This window comes from Paenibacillus alkalitolerans, assembly GCF_016482785.1.
Lineage (GTDB): Bacteria > Bacillota > Bacilli > Paenibacillales > YIM-B00363 > Paenibacillus_AE > Paenibacillus_AE alkalitolerans.
Window position 1 is genome coordinate 388,849 of sequence record NZ_JAEMXM010000001.1, and the last position, 20,135, is coordinate 408,983.

A 20,135-nucleotide genomic window follows, 5' to 3' on the forward strand; every position below is an offset into this window, starting at 1 on the left:
AATACAACGTTTAAGAGCGTGCGACGTCAAGTACATCCCAATATGATTGTTTCGGCTTATGCTCCGTGTCAAAGAGGAATGGCCAGTTTTTTCTGCCGTTGACCGGGAAGTTATCCAACCAGGTATAATCGTCGGCCGCTCCCCAGAATGTCACGGACTTAATATGGTCGGAGTACTCCTTAAACAGTTGAAAAAATTGTTTGTACCGTTCCGCTTGCCGCTCAAGCATCTCGTCATTCGGCGCCGCCAGATCGGTTCGGCGGTCGTCATGCCGGAATACGGAAACATCCAACTCCGTAATATGCAGCTTCATACCGAGACTTGCATACCTTTCGATGGCTTCGCGAATATCGTCAATGGTCGGATGTTCCAGGTTCCAGTGCGCTTGAAGCCCGATCCCGTGAATCGGCACGCCCTTTTCCTTCAACGATTTGACCAAGGTATAGATTTTTTCTCTCTTTTCGGGTACGGACTCGTTATAATCGTTATAAAACAATTGCGCCCCCGGATCAGCCGCATGCGCATATTCGAATGCTTTGGCGATGAAATCTTCTCCGGCAATGTCGAGCCACTTGGACGTACGCAGCAACTCCCCGCTTTTGTCGGAAACCGCCTCATTCACCACATCCCAAGCATAGATACTTCCCTTATAACGTGTGACCACCGTTTCAATGTGGGATTTCATCCTCGCCAGCAGCGTTTCGCGGTCAACCGCGCTGCCGTTGCGATCTTCAAACACCCACTGAGGCGTTTGATTGTGCCATACAAGCGTATGCCCTCTGACCCCCATACCGTTGGCTTTCGCGAACTCAACCAAACGATTCGCATCATCGAAAGTATACTGATCTTCAGAAGGATGCAATCTCTCGAACTTCATTTCATTCTCCGCGGTTACACTATTGAAATGATGCGTCAACAGCTCACGCTGCGTGTCCAGCGTCATTGGATTTACAGCCGCCCCTATTAAGAAATGCTGCTTAAATGCTTCATGAAGTTTTGGGAACTCACCAAAATGAGAATTTAACATTCCCTTGACTACCTCCTCTACCTTTACACCACTTTTAGCCAGTACAGATTAAGCTTCAGGTAATTATTCCTAAAAATTGTACCGTTTACAGTTAGTAATGACAACCTGCCGATCGAGTGATTAATCGCCCGGTAAGTTATAGGCTACTTTCACAATTAAAGAAGATTGCAATCCTCCCGGTGTAAAGGTCTGGGTTGCAATCTTCTTCCATACTCACTTTTATTTTGGCTCGGGGTTATTTCAATAATGCTTTGGCTAATCTAACGACATTGCCGACGGAGAAGCCGAAATATTCCATTACCGCGGTGCCCGGACCCGAAGCGCCGAACGTATCGATGGACAACACTTTGCCGCCTGGACCCGCATAACGTTCCCATCCAAGCGAGATGCCCGCTTCGATGGCGACCCTCTTCGCGACCGTGTCAGGAAGAACGCTTTGCTTATAGGCTTCGGACTGCCGGTCGAACAATTCCTGGCTCGGCATGGCCACGACGCGAATGGAGAGGCCTTCCTTTTCGAGCTCCGCTTTGGCGTTCACGGCCAGGGAGACCTCCGAGCCCGTTGCGATCAAGATCATGTCCGGCTGCCCGTTCGTCTCCGTCAAGACATATGCGCCCTTGGCGACTTGCTCGCGGTTGGCTTTGGTCGTTTCGTAAATCGGCAAGTTCTGTCTGCTCAATACGAGGGCGACCGGTCCTTCCTTCTGCGCAAGCGCGTAAGCCCATGCGCTTGCCGTCTCGTTGGCGTCGGAAGGTCGGATGACAGTAAGTCCCGGGATCGTACGCAGCGCGGCCAAATGCTCCACGGGCTCATGCGTCGGCCCGTCTTCCCCGACGGCGATGGAATCGTGGGTGAATACATAGATGACGGGCAGCTTCTGCAGCGCGGCCAAACGAATGGACGGGCGCAAATAATCGCTGAATACAAAGAAGGTGCTTACGAAAGGCCTGACTCCTCCGTGCAGCGCCATGCCGCTGCCTGCCGCGCCCATAGCATGCTCACGCACACCGAAGTAAACGTTGCGTCCTGCATAAGTCTCGATGGCGAAAGCGGGCTCTCCCTTTATATCCGTCATCGTCGAATGCGAGAGATCCGCGCTTCCTCCGAATAAAAATGGTACGGTCTTCAGGTAATGATTGATCGCTTCTCCGCTCGCCACGCGGGTCGAGACGGTCTTCGACGCGTCGAACGTAAGAATATCGGCGGCGTCGATCGACACGGCACCTTCGATAGCTGCAGCGAGTTCTTGGCCTAGCGAAGGATACTTCGCGGCATAAGCAGCGAACAGCCGGTTCCATTCTTCTTCTTTACTAGCGCCCTGTTGCTTCAGCCGGTCGAAATACGCACGAACTTCTTCCGGAACGGTGAATTCTTCTTCGTAGGGCCAGCCGTACACTTCCTTTGTCGCTTTGGCTTCCTCTTTGCCCAGCGGGTTGCCGTGCACTTTGTTCGTGCCTGCCGCCTTGCTACCGTAACCGATGATCGTGCGGATCTCGATGATCGTCGGCTGCTCGCCGTTCCGCTTGGCCTCCGTGATCGCTGCCGAGATTGCAGCCAAGTCGTTGCCGTCTTCCACCCGCAAATAGTGCCAATTGGCGGATTCCGCCCGTTTTCGAATATTTTCGCTGAAGCTCAAGCCCAGTTCTCCGTCCAGCGAAATATTGTTGGAATCGTAGAGCACGATCAATTTGCCGAGCTTCATATGTCCCGCCATGGACATCGCTTCATAAGAGATGCCTTCCATCAAACAGCCGTCTCCGGCCAGCGCATACGTATAATGATCGACTACCGGGAATCCGTCTCGATTGAATTTCGAGGCAAGATGCGCTTCGGCCATCGCCATCCCGACAGCCATGGCGATACCCTGTCCCAGGGGACCCGTCGTGGCATCCACGCCATCCGTATGTCCGTACTCGGGATGTCCCGGCGTACGGCTGTTCAGCTTGCGGAACTGCTTTAAGTCCTCTAACGTCACTTGATACCCGAACAGATGCAGAAGGCTGTACAGCAAAGCGGAACCGTGCCCCGCAGACAGCACGAACCGGTCGCGATTGAACCATTTGGCGTTTCCGGGGTTGATCTTCATATGTTCGGACCAGAGGGTGTAGGCCATCGGCGCCGCGCCCATCGGCAGTCCCGGATGACCGGAATTGGCGGCGTTGGTGGCATCAATGGACAATGTTCGGATCGTATTGATCGCTAACTGATTGATCGTTTGCGTGTCAAGCATGGCGTTCTCCTTTTCTCATCTCGAATTTTTGTTTCTTTTTTGTGGTTTTACTATAATACAAACTACAGCCATATAAGTAATGAATATATTTAAGAGGGGCTCTAGATCATGTCTATGGGTATCAATTATGAACTATATAAAGTTTTTTATTGGGCAGCCAAAACGGGCAGCTTATCGCAAGCCGCCAAGGTGTTGTACCTTACGCAGCCAACCGTTAGCCATGCTATCAAGCAGCTTGAGGAAGGTTTCGGCGTCACATTGTTCTTTCGCAATTCCAAAGGCGTCGAGTTAACGCAAGAGGGCGCCGTCCTCTATTCGTATATCGAACAGTCGCAAATCCTCATTTCGCTTGCCGAGGAGAAGATTACTGCGCTGAAAAACCTGGAAAGCGGCGAACTGCGCATCGGCGGGAGCGACTCGCTGTTCAAGCATTATTTGCTCCCCTACTTGGAACAATTTCATGAAAATCATCCGGGCATCAAGCTGCACCTGCATCACGGAACGACGCCGGAAATCATAACTTTTTTAAAAGAAGGCAAAATCGATCTAGGTGTCGTTCGCATGCCGATCATCGATCCGCAGCTTGAAGTCAAGATGAGCTTCCAACTCCAAGATTGTTTCGTAGCCGGAGCCCGTTATGCGGATATGCAACATAAGGTGCTGTCTCTGGAAATGCTGCTTCAGCACTCCATCATTCTGTTCTCACGGAACAGCCGCGCGCGAATGGCGATCACGGAATTATTTCAAAGCTACGGATATTCGATCAAGCCGGAGATCGAGGTCGGAAGCGTGGATTTGCTCATCGAGTTTGCGCGCAGAGGACTCGGAGTTTCTTACGTGACCCGGGAATTCGTATCGAAGGAATTGGAAGAGGGATCTCTTTTCGAGGTTCGATTAGACGTACCGCTCCCCCCTTCTCATGTTGCGATATTGACGATGCGAAATATGCCCCTATCAAGCGCGGCAAGCGTGTTTATTGAACTGATTCGGCAATAAAAAAAAGCCTGATTATTTCAAGCTTTTCAATAAGGGCATATCTATGTCACTAGACATTTCGGTGGGATAAGTTTAACGCCGGATACCTCATTTTAATTCATAGTTGACCAAATTTGCCGATCTTACTAACTACCTTCCAGCTTTCGATAAAGTTTCTGCAAAATGACAGCTTCCGCCCATAACGGCAGGGGCTGTTCAATCTTTTGTTTCCAGCTTGGATCGGTCAAATGACCTTGTGCGTAAAGCCAGCCAACGGCATCTTTCTTCCAGTCCGGCGTTCCCGGCGGGTAGAGCTCCACTAATCCCATCGCATTGCCAATCCCTCTGGCAATCGCTCTTGCTAATTCTTTGATTAGCTCAGAATCTTTCAATAGCGTAGCATCCATTACATTATCCACGAACAGATTTTCCAGGAGAATCGCCGACATTTTCGTTTCACGCAACACGGCGAAATTGGCTTCCTTTTTGCCGCGATCTTTCACGCCAAGTGGTCCGAGGTAAGCCATTACCTCTGCATGGACGAAATCTTGCATCTGCCCGCTCTTTCCACTTCGGGTACCGGAGTAAACAAAGGATTCAAACCCTTCCCCTCCCCCCGCATTATGGTGAAGTGAAACAAAATAATCCGCGTTCAACTGATTGGCAAAGCTTGCCCGGTCGGATAATGATACAAAAGTATCCGTTTCTCTTGTCATACGGACATCCGCATCATAGCAGTTTAAAAGCCAATCACGTACCTTCAAACCAATATTCAAAGCCAAATCCTTTTCGATAATACCATTTGACTGAGCGCCGGGATCATTTCCTCCATGACCAGGATCCAATACCACAATCGGCATAACCATCCCTCTCCTCTTACGAGTAGTAGCAATGTATTATATCGTATTCCTATAATACATTTTGGCTACTTATCTTTTCTTAAACGCTCGTCGTTCCGCATATAATACGCACTTCGCACAAACAACAATTTTTTTGTCCTTATCGTCTAAATATTTACGAGGATGGTTCGCTTTTTTACCGCAAATGAAACATTTTGAACCGAATAGCCATTGAAACATTGAATTCACCCTTTATTTAAAAATGCTTCTTTTCTTTCTATATTGTACTATGACAATTACGATTTAATAAAAAAAGACCGCGCTGGGTTTGCGCGTTCTCTTTTAGGTTTAATTGCTTTTGATTTCTTCGACATAGAACATGGAGTCGACGCGAGGCTTATAATCGATCGCATCGCTGACGGAATAGTATTCATTGCTTCTGAACAAATAAATATAGGGAAGCTCCTCGGCCGCGATGAGCTGTACTTTCTTATATTGTTCCGCCCTCTCCTCCGGGTTCATGTTCACAGCAGCTTTATCCAGCAAATCGTCGACGGTCGGATTGTTGTACCCAAACCCCTTGGGGTTATAAGTAGAATGGAAATGAATTAATGCGAGAGACGGATCGAACATCGTATTGTTCCAACCGGTTTGGAGCAGTTCTGCATTCTTGCCGTTGGTTCTTACGTCTACGTACTGGCTTGCTTCCAGAAGCTGAAGTTTTACCTTAATGCCAGCAGCCTCCAACATGCCGGCGATCATTTGCGCCATTTCACTATCCGCGTACGTACGGCCTTGCGAAGCGGTATACGTAATTTCCAACGGGTTGCTGTCGGTATAGCCGGCTTCCGCAAGCAGCTGCTTCGCACGTTCCGGATCGAACCTGTGCGTATTGTATAAGCTTTCTTCAAATCCTGGAACGCCAGGTACGATACGCGTTCTGGTAGGCGCAGCCGAACCGTCTGTATATTTCTCGATCAATGCCATGTTATCGATTGCGTAATCGATCGCTTCGCGAACCTTCGGATCCGACGTTTTAAATTCCGGGTTTTGGTTGACCATGAGCATCATGACCGTCGTCGTATCGTTAGGGATGACGGTGGTGCCGTCATTATTTTCGACGCGTTCCAAGTCGGTAGGCGGGATGTTGGCCGCAATGTCGACACCGCCGGTCAGCGCTTCTCCGATCCGAGTCGAGTTTTCGATGATCGTCCGGAAGATGACGGTATCCCACTCCGTAACGTCCCCCGCGAAATAGTTGTCGTATTTGCTTAAAACCAATCGGTCCCCTTTGCTCCACTCGACGAATTGATAAGGGCCGCTTCCGACCGGGTGCTTCATATAACCTTCCCAGCCTGCTTCTTCAATGTACTTTTTCGGGAAAATGCCGGACCCCTCCCTGGCGATTCGATAAGGCAGCACAGGGTCCGGGCCGTTGGTAATTATGTTAAAATGCGTATCGTCAATAATTTCCACTTCTTTAATCGTTTTATAGTTTTGGTGCTGCACCAGCTTGTTGTCCAAGGCTACGCGTTCCAGGGAAAACTTCACGTCTTCCGCCGTCAGCGGGTCTCCGTTATGAAACGTAATATTGTCTCTTAGCGTGAACGACCATGTTACATCATCCGTTTTTTCGTACGATTCCACCAGATGCGGCTGCACCTTGCTGTCGTGATCCCGCTTCAATAAATAACTTTGCAGGTTGACCATCACAGCCTCCGTAGAGATCGCGGTCGTGTTGTGAGTATCGAAGGTGTCAACATCCTGGCTTAAAGCAAAAGTAAGTGCTTTCTCCGCCTCTGTCCCTTGCGCCGCCGTTCCCGTTTCGGAAGACGGTTTGCCCGCATCGCTCTGATTGTTGCAAGCCGTAAGCAACAACATTGCGGCTGTGGTTAATATCCAAGCGATTTTTGTTACGCTTCTCTTTTTCACGGTCCATTCTCCTCTGCAGTTTTGTATGAATCTGCTAACTAATCGACGTACTGCAGCTATGTTCGCTCCCAATCGGTTCGTGGCAGGCGACCATCCTCCCTTCTCCCTCCACCTCCTTCAGCGGCGGCTCCTCTTGAATACAGCGTTCCGTTGCATAAGGACAGCGCGTATGGAATCTGCACCCGGCCGGCGGGTTAGTCGGGCTTGGAATATCGCCTTCCAATACCGGCATTCCCTTTTGGCTTCTCAGCGACGGATCCGATATCGGGATGGAAGAGAGCAGACCTTGCGTGTAAGGATGCTTTGGTTGCCGGAACAATTGTTCCTTGCCCGCCACTTCTACGATTTTCCCTAAATACATGACGGCGATGCGGTCGCTGATATGCTTTACCGCAGGAAGTCCATGGCCGATGAAGATGTAGGTCAGGTCGAATTCCCTCTGCAGCCTGGACAGCAAGTTCAATATTTGTGACTGTATGGATACGTCGAGCGCGGATACCGCTTCGTCGCAAACGATCAGCTTCGGCTTTAATGCCAAGGCTCGAGCGATCCCGATACGCTGCCGCTGGCCGCCGCTGAATTCATGCGGATACCGAGGCGCGAATGAAGGACTCAATCCTACGGTGTCCATGAGTTCAAGCACTCTTTGGCGAAGCTGCCCACCTTCCAGCACCTTGTGTGACCGCAACGGTTCGGCGATAATATCTTCCACACGCATTCTTGGATTTAAGGAGGAGAACGGGTCTTGGAAAATCATCTGAATATCTTTTCGCTTCTCCCTCATTTGTTCGGATGTCAGCTTTCTTAAATCTTGGCCTTCGAACAAGATCTCGCCTTCCGAAGCTTCCAACAATCTGAGAACGAGATTGCCGGTTGTCGATTTCCCGCAGCCGGATTCCCCGACAATTCCGAACGTTTCTCCCCGGTATACCTTGAAATCCACTCCATCTACCGCTTTAAGCAGCACCCTTTTTTTGGCGAACCACCCCTTAGTAATGTCAAAATGTTTTTTTAATCCCTTAACCTCCAACAGCGGTGCTTGTCCCCTGTTTGCGATCTTCAACCAAACTCACCTCCTCTTCCACGTGCAGCCAACATCTCGCCTTCGAACCGGACTTCAATTCGAGCAGCGGCGGCGCATCGCTTACGCATTGCTTCATGGCGAATTTGCATCTCGGATGAAACCGGCAGCCGTCCGGCATACTGGAGGGCGCCGGGACCGTCCCCGGGATCGAATCAAGCTCCGTTCTCGTCTCTTCCAGCCGCGGTGTACTGTTCATCAGCCCTAGCGTGTACGGATGCTTCGGGTCTCTGAACAATTCGTAGACCCCTGCTTCTTCTACGACTTGTCCGGCGTACATCACGATCACACGGTCCGCCATCTCGGCGATCACACCCAAATCATGGGTAATGATCATGATCGACGCGTTCGTTTCATCCCTTAATTGCTGCATAAGCCTTAAGATCTGCGCTTGAATGGTGACGTCGAGCGCCGTTGTCGGTTCATCGGCGATGAGCAGCTTGGGATTGCAGGAAAGTGCGATAGCGATCATTACGCGCTGCCGCATTCCTCCGCTTAATTCATGCGGGAACGATCGGAACACTTCTTCCGGGCGCGAAATCCCGACTTTTTTCAGCATTTCAATGCTTCTTTGTTTCGCCGTTTTCTTATTGACGGATTGGTGCAGCATAATATTTTCGGAAATTTGAAAGCCGACGGTCAGGAGCGGATTGAGCGATGTGAGGGGCTCTTGAAAGATCATCGAGATCGCATTGCCTTGCAGCTTCTTCAGCTCGCTTTCGGATATTTTCGTTAAATCCGTTCCCTCGAATATGACCTCGCCGCCTACGATCTTCCCCGGCGGTTCTACCAGTCCCATCACCGAATATGACGTTACACTTTTCCCGCATCCGGACTCCCCCACGACGCCCAATACTTCACCCCGTTCGATCTTAAAAGATACGCCGTCGACGGAACGCGTCACTCCCGCCTCCGTCTTGAAATACGTCTTCAGGTCGCGGACCTCCAGCAGCGCTTGTCGTGTCGACATCAAGCTCCCTCCCTTTCTTGTGCAGCATGAAACTTAATTTACGACCGCCGGCTTTGCGTGCGGGGGTCGAATACGTCGCGCAACCAATCGCCCAAGAAAATAATGCCTAGCACCGTGATCGTGATCGCTATGCCGGGGAACGTGGAGATCCACCAGCTTGTGGCGATATGGTCCCTGCCTTCGTTGAGCATGTACCCCCAGGAAACGATCGGAGGCTGAATCCCTAACCCGAGAAAGCTAAGGGACGCCTCCAAAACGATATTGCCTCCGACCGTCAAAGTCGAAATGACGATGCAAAGCGATACGATATTCGGGAATATATGCTTGAACATAATCGTTCGATCTCGAGTGCCGATCGATCGCGCGGCTCGGACATAATCACGCTGCTTGATGCTCAGTACTTCCCCTCTGATCAGACGGGTATAGGCTGTCCATTCGGTAAAACCGATGACGAGGATCAGTGTCGTGACGCTCGTGCCGAATACGCCGATGACAACCAACATCAGCAAGATCCCCGGCACGGCCATCTTCGCATCGACGATACGCATGATAACGGAATCAAACCATCTTCCGCCGTAATATCCGCAGACGACCCCCAGCGTAATGCCTATGAATCCTGCAATGAATACCGATGCGACGCTGACCAGCAGAGAGATCTGGGATCCGTAAATAATGCGGCTTAACAAATCTCTGCCCAAATTGTCTGTGCCCAAGATATGCTTTGTCGTGCCGCCTTCGATCCAGAACGGCGGAGCGAGCGTATTCCTCGCATTCATGACGCTCGGATCATGCGGGGCAAGGAAAGGCGCTAGAAGCGCGGTCAGCGCGACGACGACGATTATGACGAAACCCGCCGTGCCCGTTTTGCTCGCTAGCAACAGCCTGCTCCACCTCGTAAAATAATTCGGCTTATTGGCGACCGATACGCTCTCTCTTTGTACGGGATTTGCCAACTCGATTCGGTTATCTACTGACATCGCCAATCACCCTTCGTATTTAATTCTTGGATCGATCAAGCGATAGGTTACGTCCGCCAAGAAGTTCATTAGAATGATGATTAGCGCACTTACGAAGACGACTGCTTGTACAACCGACATATCGCGAACACTGATCGCTTTCACTAACAATTGTCCCATCCCCGGCCATGCGAACACCGTTTCCGTAATGACCGCGCCTCCGAAAAGCACCGCGACCTGCGTCGCCATAACCGTCACCACGGGGAGCAAGCAGTTTCGAAACGCATGCCGATAATAAATGATCACATTCGAGACCCCCTTGCTTTTGGCTGTGCGGATATAGTCCTGACTGAGGATATCCAACATACTGGAACGGATCAAGCGAGTAATTTCAGCCGCGGCTCCGCTCCCCAGCGTTATCGCAGGAAGGACAAGGTGCTTCCATGAGCCTTCACCGGAAACCGGAAAAATTTTAAGGATAATGGAGAACAGCAAAATAAGCATAATCGCCTGCCAAAAATTCGGAATAGCTTTCCCGACGACAGAGAAACCGGAAATAAACAAATCGACGAAGGTGTTTTTCTTAATGGCGGAAAGGACTCCCAGCGGAACAGAAATGACGATGGCAAATATAATAGAGGCAGATCCAAGAAGCAATGTGCTCGGCAATCGTTCGAGAACGATGGACAAGGCGTCTTCCCGGTAGACGTACGAGATCCCGAAATCACCTTGCAGCAAATTCCACATATAAATGCCGTACTGAACGTAAAAAGGACGATTCAACCCAAGCGTCTCGCGTAGTTCCGCGATCTGTTCGGGTGTCGCGTTATCCGAAATCATGAGCGCGACCGGGTCGCCGGTCAAATAAATGAGCGCGAAAATAGCGGACGAAATAATAAATAGGATCGGTATGAACTGCAGTAAATACCTCGTCACATAGTGTTTCATGAGGTTCTCCACCATCCCCTCTCAAGCTCCTGCTCTTCCCTTTACGTTATGTATCCAAACTTTAAATGTCATATACAATGACATAATATCAACAAAGGTTTGGTTTGTCATTGGACAGATGTGCTAATTTTTCCGGTTAAGGTTGTTCATATTGGACAAACGGTAAGAGATAAAGATATATAACATTACATGTTTTGTAATATAACGCAAAAAATAAGCCCATGCGCAAATGCATGGATTCTGACATACACCGATCGTAAGATTTTCAGGACCGGCCGCGGCGGGTGCGCTCATTTATTATTTTGACGTTCGTGTGACGGCGTTACTTGCTTTAGTTGCTAACTAATGCGCCGCCAGCGCCTTCAAATACTGTTCGATCAGCAGCAATGCGTTCTCCGGGTTCTTCGCGTCAAGCCGGATCCCGACGATCATTTCCTTCATGTGGAGCGGTAATTTCTTTGCAAGCGGACTGCTGCTGATGTCGATGCCGAATACGTGCTCTTCACCGCTCACGGGAGCTTCGGGATCGGTGTTCCCTCTGAGCTCGTCGCGGTCCGGTACGAACGCGCGTACCGCTGCTCCCTCCGGCAAGAGATCCTTAAACCGGCCTTCTACCACATCGTCCAAACTCATTAGAATGTCGTTGCGAGCCATCCACTGATAGCTGTCCGAATCCAAAATATACACGTCCGGATGTTCGGTAGCCAGCTTTACTGTGACTTTCTGGAGCATTGCGTAATCCAAGGAATCCTGCGCATTCATATTGTAGGAGAGTACGTCGGCTTCCACCCGCTTCCACTCCGGGAATTGACCCAATATTGCCGCTTCTAGCTGATCCGTTCGATCCGTATCGCTCGGCAAGTAAAACCGTCCGAGGAACGACGCCTCCAGGTCGGCCGGCGGCAGCGCCGCAAGACGGGCTTGCTCCGCACGATGTTCGCTGTAAGCTATGATTCCGTAGATTATCAACGTTATGGCCGCAACACTCGCTAATAAATGCCATTTATAATAGCTGAAAAAATGGTCCAGCTTCTCCGCATGTTTCGCATAACCCCTGTATTTCCCATATTGCTTCTCGTCCAACGCATTAATCGCTTGCTTGTTTTCATGGTCGACGATGAAACGATAGGCGCGATTCACATTACTGAAATCGAGCTCCCCTCCGTCCTCCTTGCGAATTTCCCGTTGCCGTGCTCTTCTCAGCAAGATCTCGTACCGCTTTTCGACCTCTTCGCGCGTTGCGTTCTCTGGGAGACCTAATGTTTCATAAGCTTGTTTCAAGTCGTTCATCATGCGTTCACCTCATAAAAATTATAGAAACCGCGGCTTTTCGCTGTCAACAGCGGCAGCCATATTTATAGACTCAAGGGTTAATTCGGGCCGAGGAACTTCTCCCCGGCCGCACCTTTATCTCTTCCAATTCTCCACCTGCCAGATATCGGTTACCCAACCTGCATAGAAGGACGGTTCGTGAGAGACGAGTAAAATCGTCCCCGTGTATTTTTCGAACGCTTCTGTCAATGCGTTTTTTGCCCGGGTATCCAGATGATTCGTCGGCTCATCCAATACGAGGAAGTTGCAGCGGGTTAACATCAATTCGCATAAACGAACCTTCGACTGCTCTCCTCCGCTCAATGTGTTAAGAGGCTGCCGAATATGTTTATCGGTTAAGCCGGCCATGGCCAATGTTTTTCGGATATCTCTTTGCGTCAAATCCGGCCGAAAGGAGCATAGCTGTTCCAGCGGCGTTTGTTCGGACAAATAGTGCTCTTGTGCATAATAGCCGGCTATAACTCGTTCCCCTAATCTCACTGTTCCGCGCAAAGGATTCAAATATCCCAACAATGTTTTAAGCAGCGTAGATTTACCGATCCCGTTGCAGCCCATAACGGCAATCTTGTCTCCCCGGTTTATTTGCAGATCGCGGGGAGCAAACAGCGGCTCCGTGTAACCGATTTGTATTTGCTTTGCCTCCATAACCTGGGCGACCGGCTCCATATGAACATGAAACGAAAATCGCGGCCGCGGTCCTGCTGTCGGTCTTTCGATCCGGGTCATTTTTTCCAGCATTTTCTCGCGGCTTTTCGCTTGCTTCGCTTTCCGTATCCGGTTCTTTTGAATAAAGCTTGCTAACCTGTCGATTTCTTTCTGTTGCCGCTCGTATGCTTGTTGTGCCTGTTGTTTGCTTTGATCGTAATGGCTTAGGAATGTCTCGTAGTTACCAGAGTACCGTTTGAGCTGCTGATGTTCCAAGTGGAAGATCGTGGTCGTGATTTCATTCAAAAACGTTTCGTCATGCGAAACGACAAGGAATGCGTGCTCATACCGCTTCAAATAATCGGTTAGCCAAGCTATATGGGCGTCATCCAAAAAGTTTGTCGGTTCGTCAAGCAGTAATACATGCGGCTCCTCCAGCAAAAGCTTGCCCAATAACAGTTTCGTGCGCTGGCCGCCGCTCAGCTTTTCGACTTCTCGATCCAATCCGAGTTCCATAAGGCCTAACCCGGAAACGACCTCCTCAATCTTCGAATCGATTTGATAGAAATCTGATTGCTCGAGTTTGTATTGCAATTCGCCGTACCGGGCTAATAAAGCCTCGATGTCCCTCTCTGCCGCTGACATTTTCTCCGCTATTTGCAGCATGCTCCGTTCCAGTTCATACAAATGCGCAAAGGCACCTTGCAAAGTTTGCAAAATCGTAGTCCCGGCCTTCAACTCGATTTGCTGCCGAAGGAAGCCAAACTTTACATTAGGCAACCACTCGATTGTTCCCGTATCGGGGATCAAGTCCCCTGCCAAAATTCGCAGCAGCGTCGACTTGCCGACGCCGTTGCTTCCGACCAGGCCTGCGTGCTCCACACGATGTAAACGAAAACTAATTTCACGAAAAATTTGTTTATCCGCATACGTATGCGAAAGATTTGCGACGGATAATATACTCATTTCCATTCTCTCCTTTAGCTTCATGCTGAAGCCAGCCGAGAGAACAGTGATTAAAGAAATATTCGGTTCAAATTAAAAAATGGGCAAGGCGAACACTCCGCCCTCCCCATACAATGAGACATTGTTAGAAAGGAATAGCGTTCTTTATCGCTGTTCTTCGGCTGGCTTATCCTGAAAAATGGGCAGACTTCTCCCGTTTAAGCCAAATTCCGAACTTGAACAGCCGATAAATGCATACTCCTTCCACCTCATCTTGAATTTTAGTCTTACCTTTTCCATTATATTCACGTTCTCGGTCGTGTCAAATAACGGAAACAATTATAATAATTTTCGATGTCCTAACTCCAAATTATCAATCAATATTCTTCATGTTTTTTGGAGAAACGAAATAGAATAAGTAGAAATACGTATGAGGAAACAGGAGAATGTCATGAAGGAACGGACAAACGAACGGATAACGGTCTATCGGATGAATGTTGATAATCATGATCGTAACGATAAAGAAAACAAGGAAACAAAACGTAGAAAAAAGCGAATCGGAATTATGGCCAGAACACAACTGATTTCGATAATAGCTATATTTATTAGTATTGCAGGAATGCTTTATTTCTATCATGAAAATATAAAATTAAACAATTCTCTATATTCCGCATTTCAAATGGTGGATTCGTTGGAAGAGAAAGTGCAAGCTTTAGAAAACGACGTCCAATGGCCGGGAGAAAAAATGGTTTCCGGGATCACTGTTACCGAAAAAATTGAAAACTATATAAAGACGAAACACTTTTTTGTTGATGGTATAATGCCGCCTCATAAAAGTGACCCAATAGTTTTGATAATTAACTTTAGCTCGAATGAGGTGTTAGAAATGAGCGATGAAATTATAGGCAAAGAAATGATGGGGCTATTAAGTTTAATAAAACGGCGTTTTGAAATGAATAATTACCCAACCTCTTCAAATTCGGATGAATTTAAAGTTACTATTAATGTCGACTAGATTTCAAAATGTTATATAACAAACGTCCCTAATAACAAACACAACGGCGCCCGGTGAGCGCCGTTGTTTCTTATTATCACGTGTATTGATTGGACCAGGTCCGATTCGATCATCAGGTTACCGGTGCAGGGTTAAACAGGCATAATTCATTGTGAAGTCCCCATCGTTCGGCCCACGTTCGCTTTCGACCGCTTGCGACATCGATGATAAGGCGGAATATCTCCCAACCAACGTCTTCTATCGTAGCCTCACCGGTTGCGATTCGTCCTGCATTTACATCGATCAGATCGGGCCATTGATCCGCCAAAGAATTTCGGGTCGATACTTTAATGACCGGAACCATGGCCAATCCGTAAGGGGTACCCCGTCCGGTCGTGAATACATGCATATTCATTCCTGATGCCAGCTGCAAAGTTCCGCAAACAAAATCGCTTGCCGGCGTGGCGGCAAAAATCAGACCTCTTTGCGTCGCCTTTTCTCCGGGAGAGAGGACGCCGGCAATCGGGCTGCTGCCTGACTTGACGATAGACCCGAGCGACTTCTCCACTACATTGGATAATCCGCCTTTTTTATTGCCGGGTGTCGGATTGGCGCTGCGATCCGCTTCGCCCTTATTCAAATAATCGTCATACCATTTCATTTCCCGAATCAACCGGCGCCCGACCTCTTCGTTCATCGCGCGCGGCGTTAATAAATGGACGGCATCACGCACCTCCGTCACTTCCGAAAATAAAACCGTTGCCCCTGCACGCACCAGCAAATCGGCCGCATAGCCTACGGCCGGATTGGCGGTAACGCCGGAAAAAGCGTCGCTCCCTCCGCATTGCAAGCCGACTACCAGGTCGGAAACGGGACAAGTGACGCGCTGCCGGGAATTTAATTTTTTCAACCGCTCTTCCGCCATCTCCATAATCGACTGTATCATTTTGCCGAATCCATGATAATCCTGTAAAGAAACGAGTTTAGCCAGATCTCCGTCAGGTATTAATTTTTCCGGCAGCAGCTTCTCGCAACCTAAACCAACGGCCATAATTTCCCCGCCGAAGTTGGGATTGGCCGCAATATTTTGAATCGTGCGAATCGGAATGACGGCTTCGGGAGCTTGTATCGCGACTCCGCAGCCATAGTTATGGTTTAAGGCCACCACATCATCGACATTGGGGTACCTTGGAAGAATTTCTTCTTTAATCCGTTTTACTGCAAAATCCAGAACGCCTACAACACATTGAACGCTCGTAGTAATGCCAAGAATATTTTTAGTTCCGACGCTGCCGTCCATATTGCGAAAGCCTTCGAACGTATAGCCTTCAAGTGGCGGCAGCGGCGGCGGCACTTTGTTCGCAAGGGGAAGTTCGTCCAGCTCCGGAGGCTTTGGCAACCGGACTAACGATTCGTCAATCCAACTGCCTCTTTGGATGGGACGCGCAGCATACCCGATGATCTCGCCATATCGGATGATCGCCTCATCCTGGTTCAAATCGGTTAAAGCAACCTTGTGTCCTTGCGGAACATTTTCCCTCAGCTCCAGGCCGCAGGCAAATGCAGTCCCTTTGGGCAACCCTCTTGAGTTCACAATAATGGCAACATTATCGTTCGGATTGACCTTGATGTAAAGAGGCGATTCTTTTTGACCCTCTTCCATTACCTTTAGTCACTCTCCTTTTATGCTGGACATGATATTATTTTATGAACACGGTTTTAATAGAGGTGAAAAACTCTATGGCTGCGCGACCTTGTTCCCGTGAGTGAGAGCTGGATTGCTTCATTCCCCCGAACGGCGCCTGCATCTCCACCCCGGCACTTTCCGCGTTAATACGAATAAGTCCCGCATCCATCTCGTTGATAAAGGCAAGCATACGGCTAATATTCGTAGTGAAAATAGAAGCGCTAAGTCCATATTCAACATCGTTAGCCAATGCTAGCGCCTCTTCAATCGAATCCGCTTTCATTAAAGCAAGCACCGGTCCGAAGATCTCTTCTTGAGCTATAGTCATATTGGACGCTACATTTTCGAAAACCGTCGGTTCCACAAAGAATCCGTTTTCGTACCCCGGCCCTTGAAGCCTTTTGCCGCCGAAGATCAATGCCGCTCCTTCTTCAATCCCCTTCTGAATATAAGAGACCACTGTTTCTAACTGGCTTTCGTTGGCGCAAGGTCCCATCCAGGTGCCTTCCTTCATGCCGTCCCCCACGGTAATCTCCTGCAGCTTCTGAAGCATCCTTTCCTTAAATGGCTCGTAAACCTCGCGTTGCACGATAACTCTGCTTGTCGCCGTACATTTCTGGCCAGTTGAACGCAGCCCGCCGCTGATCGTGGCCTCCACGGCAAGATCGAGGTCGGCATCGTTTTCCACGATAACCGGGTTTTTCCCGCCCATTTCCAGCTGGTATTTGGCCCCTCGGGCAAGTGCGGCCTGACCGATTCGTTTGCCCACCCCGTTAGAGCCGGTGAAAGTAATTCCGTCCACATCAGGGTGCTGGGCCAATCCTTGTCCGATGACGGAGCCTGGCCCCGTCAGCATGTTGATTACTCCGGCGGGTAAACCCGCTTCGACAAAGCATTCGATGACCTTGGCGCAAGTGACTGCGGTTTCGGAGGCCGGTTTCAATACTACCGTATTGCCATAGATCAAGGCGGGAGCCATCTTCCAAATCGGGATGGCGACAGGGAAATTCCAAGGGGTAATAACCCCAACGACCCCTAAAGGCACTCGTGTCGTAAACATCAAAGCGCTGCTGTCCGTGGACGGTATCACCTCTCCGACGGAACGCATCCCTTCCCCTGCATAATAGCGTAATATGGCTGCTCCTCTTGCCGTTTCTCCCTTTGCTTCCGGGAACGTTTTGCCCATCTCTCTTGTCATCGTTTCGGCAATTTCATCCAATCTTCTTTCCAAAATGGATGCAGCTTTGAATAAATAATCTCCTCTCGCGCTGCCCGATAGCTTCTTCCATTGTTTCTGGGCTTCTTTTGCGCCGGACACCGCTTTGTTTAAATCATCCAAAGACGAATGTTGATAATACCCGACAATCTCATGTGTATTCGCCGGATTGATGCTTTCCTTTACATCGCCGGTCGAAGACGCCGTCCATTCTCCATTGATATAATTGAAATAATTTCGGATTTCAGTTGCTTTCATGAATCGCTTCCTCCATTCTTTTTGGCTTTTGTTTCGGATATTTCTCGAAGGCGGTTTTCAAGATTAGCTCCAATTCTTTATAATGTTCTTTCTCCACCGGAATGAGCGGGGGACGAACCTTCGTTCCAACCGGAAGACCCACAATTTCCATGCCGGCTTTGATCAAGGAAACCGCGTAGCCTTTTCTTTGCTTACGGATTCTGTTGATCGGCAATATTACATCTCTATAGAGATCGTTCAGCAGAGCTTTATTCTGATTAAGCAGCGCTTCATAGAACATCGCCGAAATATGCGGTATGTAGTTGGAAATAGCGGAAGAATATGCGGTGAACCCCAGATTGACATAAGCAGGCATGGTTACCTCCGCCATCGGCATCCCGTTCAGCCAACGCAAACGTTCCCCGATCGTTTGGGTCAGTTCTATGTTCAAATCCATATTGCCGAGACCATCCTTCAGCCCCGCAAGCTGATTGTATTCAACCAGACGCTGAAGCGTGTTCAATGTTAAGACGCAATTATCCCGCTTATACACGATTGCATTCAATTCCGTGCTGCTTATGATGGTGCTCAAATAATCGTACAAACCTTCCTGCTCCGGTTCAATCAAATAGGGAGGCAAAATCAAATAGCCGTCTGCACCCAGCTTTTCGGACAATTGCGCCAGCTGCAAAGCATTGGTTATGCTGCCGCCAACCCCTGTATATACCGGCACTTTACCTTTGGAAACCGCAAGAGCGGTTTCGACCATAGTCTGGTACTCGAATGGGGCCAGTGCATGAAATTCACCCGACCCGCAGCCGATAAAAATCGATGTCAAACCTTCATCGATTAAAAATTGAATGTTTTTCTCGAGCGCTTTCACATCCAGATTGTCATGCCGGTCGAACGGTGCAACCGGGAAGCCCAGAATTCCGGCAGGCGCAATTCTTTCGGTTTTCGTCATCATTTTGCCGCCTTTCTCATAGGGAAGTTGTTAAGCCGAGCCGTTTAATCTCGTTATAAGCCATTAGCAGAGGCGCCACCCCATGACCGTTATTGTCCACGATTTGTTCTTGGAAGAGGTAATACGCCAGACTGCCGTCGCGAATTTGCCCGGATTCCGGATGCTCGCCCAGTCCGGCGCTTCGGCAAATCCCCCCTAACCTTACTTCGCCGTCTTCTTCTCTCAGGTATCGGGCGACGGTTCCGTCAAACGCCTGTTTCCCGAATGCGTTGTATTCCTGCGGCACATATCCCAATCGCGTTGCTTTCAAAGCCGCGTAGGCCAGCATCAGTGTTCCGCTCGTTTCGAGATAATTGCCCGGAACATCCGGCATATCCACAATCTGATACCACATCCCCTCGCTATGCCGGTGCGGCAGCATATCGTCGATCAACTCCTTCAAACAGACCTTTAGGAAGCCGCTGTCCGCGGGCTCTCCGTCAAGCAGCTCCAGCACATCCACGAGAGCCATTGCGAACCAGCCGATCCCCCGCAGCCATACATTCGGGGACTGCCCTGTCGATTTATTGCACCAGAACATTTGTCTGCTCTCATCATAAGCGTGCATATATAATTTCTTCTCATGGTTATAGAGGCATTGACGGGCATTCCGGAATTGCCGCAGTGTATCGGAATAATCCTTCCGCTCTGCGAATCGCTTCACATACTGGACATAGAAAGGCTGCCCCATATATAATCCGTCCAGCCATACCTGATTCGGGTAATTGTCTTTATGCCAGAACGACCCGGCTTCCGTTCTCGGATATGTAGACAGCTGTCCGTACAGCATATCCATGATCCGTTTGTATTTGGGGTCCCCCTCCCTTTGATAGAGGGCGAACAAAATAACCGCCATCCGAATTTGGTCTATATTGTAGTTGTCGATTTTGATGCCAGGGATATTGCCGTCCGCATCAAACAGTCGATCGATAAAATCTTTTACAAATCGGTACTCTTCTTCATTGCCGGTAAGCTCAAAGCTGTCCAAATACGACTTCAAAATACAGCCTTCAATATAATGCCACCTTGCCGAATACCATTTCTCTCCGGTCCTATATTGTACTTTCAATTTGTCTACTAATGCATAATTCAACGTGCGTCCCCTCCATTTTCTACCT

Annotated in this window: 16 protein-coding genes; 2 read left to right on the top strand and 14 right to left on the bottom strand. The window is 49.3% G+C overall.

The genetic code is table 11. The features are described from left to right. Positions 1-10 precede the first annotated feature (10 nt). The gene (locus JET16_RS01765) at positions 11-1,027 is read right to left on the bottom strand and encodes an endo-1,4-beta-xylanase (protein WP_199613875.1); all 1,017 of its coding nucleotides are present in this window, start codon (positions 1,025-1,027) and stop codon (positions 11-13) included. A gap of 235 nt (positions 1,028-1,262) precedes the next feature. Then, complete coding sequence (gene tkt, locus JET16_RS01770; RefSeq protein WP_199613876.1) at positions 1,263-3,257, bottom strand: transketolase; 1,995 nt, start codon at positions 3,255-3,257, stop codon at positions 1,263-1,265. 114 nt (positions 3,258-3,371) lie between these two features. Here tkt and JET16_RS01775 point away from each other — a divergent pair, with 114 nt between their 5' ends. Further along, the gene (locus tag JET16_RS01775) at positions 3,372-4,253 is read left to right on the top strand and encodes a LysR family transcriptional regulator (protein WP_199614258.1); all 882 of its coding nucleotides are present in this window, start codon (positions 3,372-3,374) and stop codon (positions 4,251-4,253) included. 125 nt (positions 4,254-4,378) lie between these two features. On the opposite strand, the gene JET16_RS01780 is transcribed toward JET16_RS01775, so the two are convergent. The 8 genes from JET16_RS01780 to JET16_RS01815 all read right to left on the bottom strand — a co-directional run bounded on the left by JET16_RS01780 (position 4,379) and on the right by JET16_RS01815 (position 13,901). Beyond that, the gene (locus JET16_RS01780) at positions 4,379-5,092 is read right to left on the bottom strand and encodes an N-acetylmuramoyl-L-alanine amidase (RefSeq protein WP_199613877.1); all 714 of its coding nucleotides are present in this window, start codon (positions 5,090-5,092) and stop codon (positions 4,379-4,381) included. Between the two features lie 327 nt (positions 5,093-5,419). After that, positions 5,420-7,003, bottom strand: coding sequence for an ABC transporter substrate-binding protein (locus JET16_RS01785; protein WP_199613878.1), 1,584 nt, complete (start codon positions 7,001-7,003; stop codon positions 5,420-5,422). A 34-nt stretch (positions 7,004-7,037) separates the two neighbouring features. Further along, positions 7,038-8,060 (bottom strand): ABC transporter ATP-binding protein, encoded by a 1,023-nt coding sequence (locus JET16_RS01790; RefSeq protein WP_199614259.1) that lies wholly within the window; start codon positions 8,058-8,060, stop codon positions 7,038-7,040. After that, a complete protein-coding gene (locus JET16_RS01795; protein WP_199613879.1) occupies positions 8,023-9,054 on the bottom strand; it encodes an ABC transporter ATP-binding protein in 1,032 nt (343 codons plus the stop codon). Before JET16_RS01795 ends, JET16_RS01790 begins: the two co-directional genes overlap by 38 nt. 38 nt (positions 9,055-9,092) lie before the next feature. Beyond that, entirely contained in the window at positions 9,093-10,031 is a 939-nt protein-coding gene (locus tag JET16_RS01800; RefSeq protein WP_199613880.1) for an ABC transporter permease, read from the bottom strand. A gap of 6 nt (positions 10,032-10,037) precedes the next feature. Further along, positions 10,038-10,958, bottom strand: a complete 921-nt coding sequence (locus tag JET16_RS01805) for an ABC transporter permease (protein WP_199613881.1) — start codon at positions 10,956-10,958, stop codon at positions 10,038-10,040. Between the two features lie 342 nt (positions 10,959-11,300). Continuing rightward, positions 11,301-12,251 carry a J domain-containing protein gene (locus JET16_RS01810; protein WP_199613882.1) on the bottom strand — a complete coding sequence of 317 codons (951 nt, stop codon included), beginning with the start codon at positions 12,249-12,251 and terminating at the stop codon, positions 11,301-11,303. Between the two features lie 114 nt (positions 12,252-12,365). Next, positions 12,366-13,901, bottom strand: a complete 1,536-nt coding sequence (locus tag JET16_RS01815; protein ID WP_199613883.1) for an ABC-F family ATP-binding cassette domain-containing protein — start codon at positions 13,899-13,901, stop codon at positions 12,366-12,368. Positions 13,902-14,331: 430 nt separating this feature from the next. Here JET16_RS01815 and JET16_RS01820 point away from each other — a divergent pair, with 430 nt between their 5' ends. Further along, positions 14,332-14,895 carry a hypothetical protein gene (locus JET16_RS01820; protein ID WP_199613884.1) on the top strand — a complete coding sequence of 188 codons (564 nt, stop codon included), beginning with the start codon at positions 14,332-14,334 and terminating at the stop codon, positions 14,893-14,895. A 112-nt stretch (positions 14,896-15,007) separates the two neighbouring features. Here JET16_RS01820 and garD read toward each other — a convergent pair whose 3' ends face one another. Genes garD through JET16_RS01840 form a run of 4 tightly spaced genes read right to left on the bottom strand, consistent with a single transcriptional unit; the run spans position 15,008 to position 20,110 of the window. Then, complete coding sequence (gene garD, locus JET16_RS01825) at positions 15,008-16,537, bottom strand: galactarate dehydratase (RefSeq protein WP_199613885.1); 1,530 nt, start codon at positions 16,535-16,537, stop codon at positions 15,008-15,010. Positions 16,538-16,574: 37 nt separating this feature from the next. Next, positions 16,575-18,035, bottom strand: a complete 1,461-nt coding sequence (gene gucD / locus JET16_RS01830; RefSeq protein ID WP_199613886.1) for an alpha-ketoglutaric semialdehyde dehydrogenase GucD — start codon at positions 18,033-18,035, stop codon at positions 16,575-16,577. After that, positions 18,022-18,981, bottom strand: coding sequence for a 5-dehydro-4-deoxyglucarate dehydratase (gene kdgD / locus JET16_RS01835; protein ID WP_407673066.1), 960 nt, complete (start codon positions 18,979-18,981; stop codon positions 18,022-18,024). Before kdgD ends, gucD begins: the two co-directional genes overlap by 14 nt. A gap of 13 nt (positions 18,982-18,994) precedes the next feature. Beyond that, positions 18,995-20,110 carry a glycoside hydrolase family 88/105 protein gene (locus JET16_RS01840; RefSeq protein ID WP_199613888.1) on the bottom strand — a complete coding sequence of 372 codons (1,116 nt, stop codon included), beginning with the start codon at positions 20,108-20,110 and terminating at the stop codon, positions 18,995-18,997. Between the last annotated feature and the right edge of the window lie 25 nt (positions 20,111-20,135).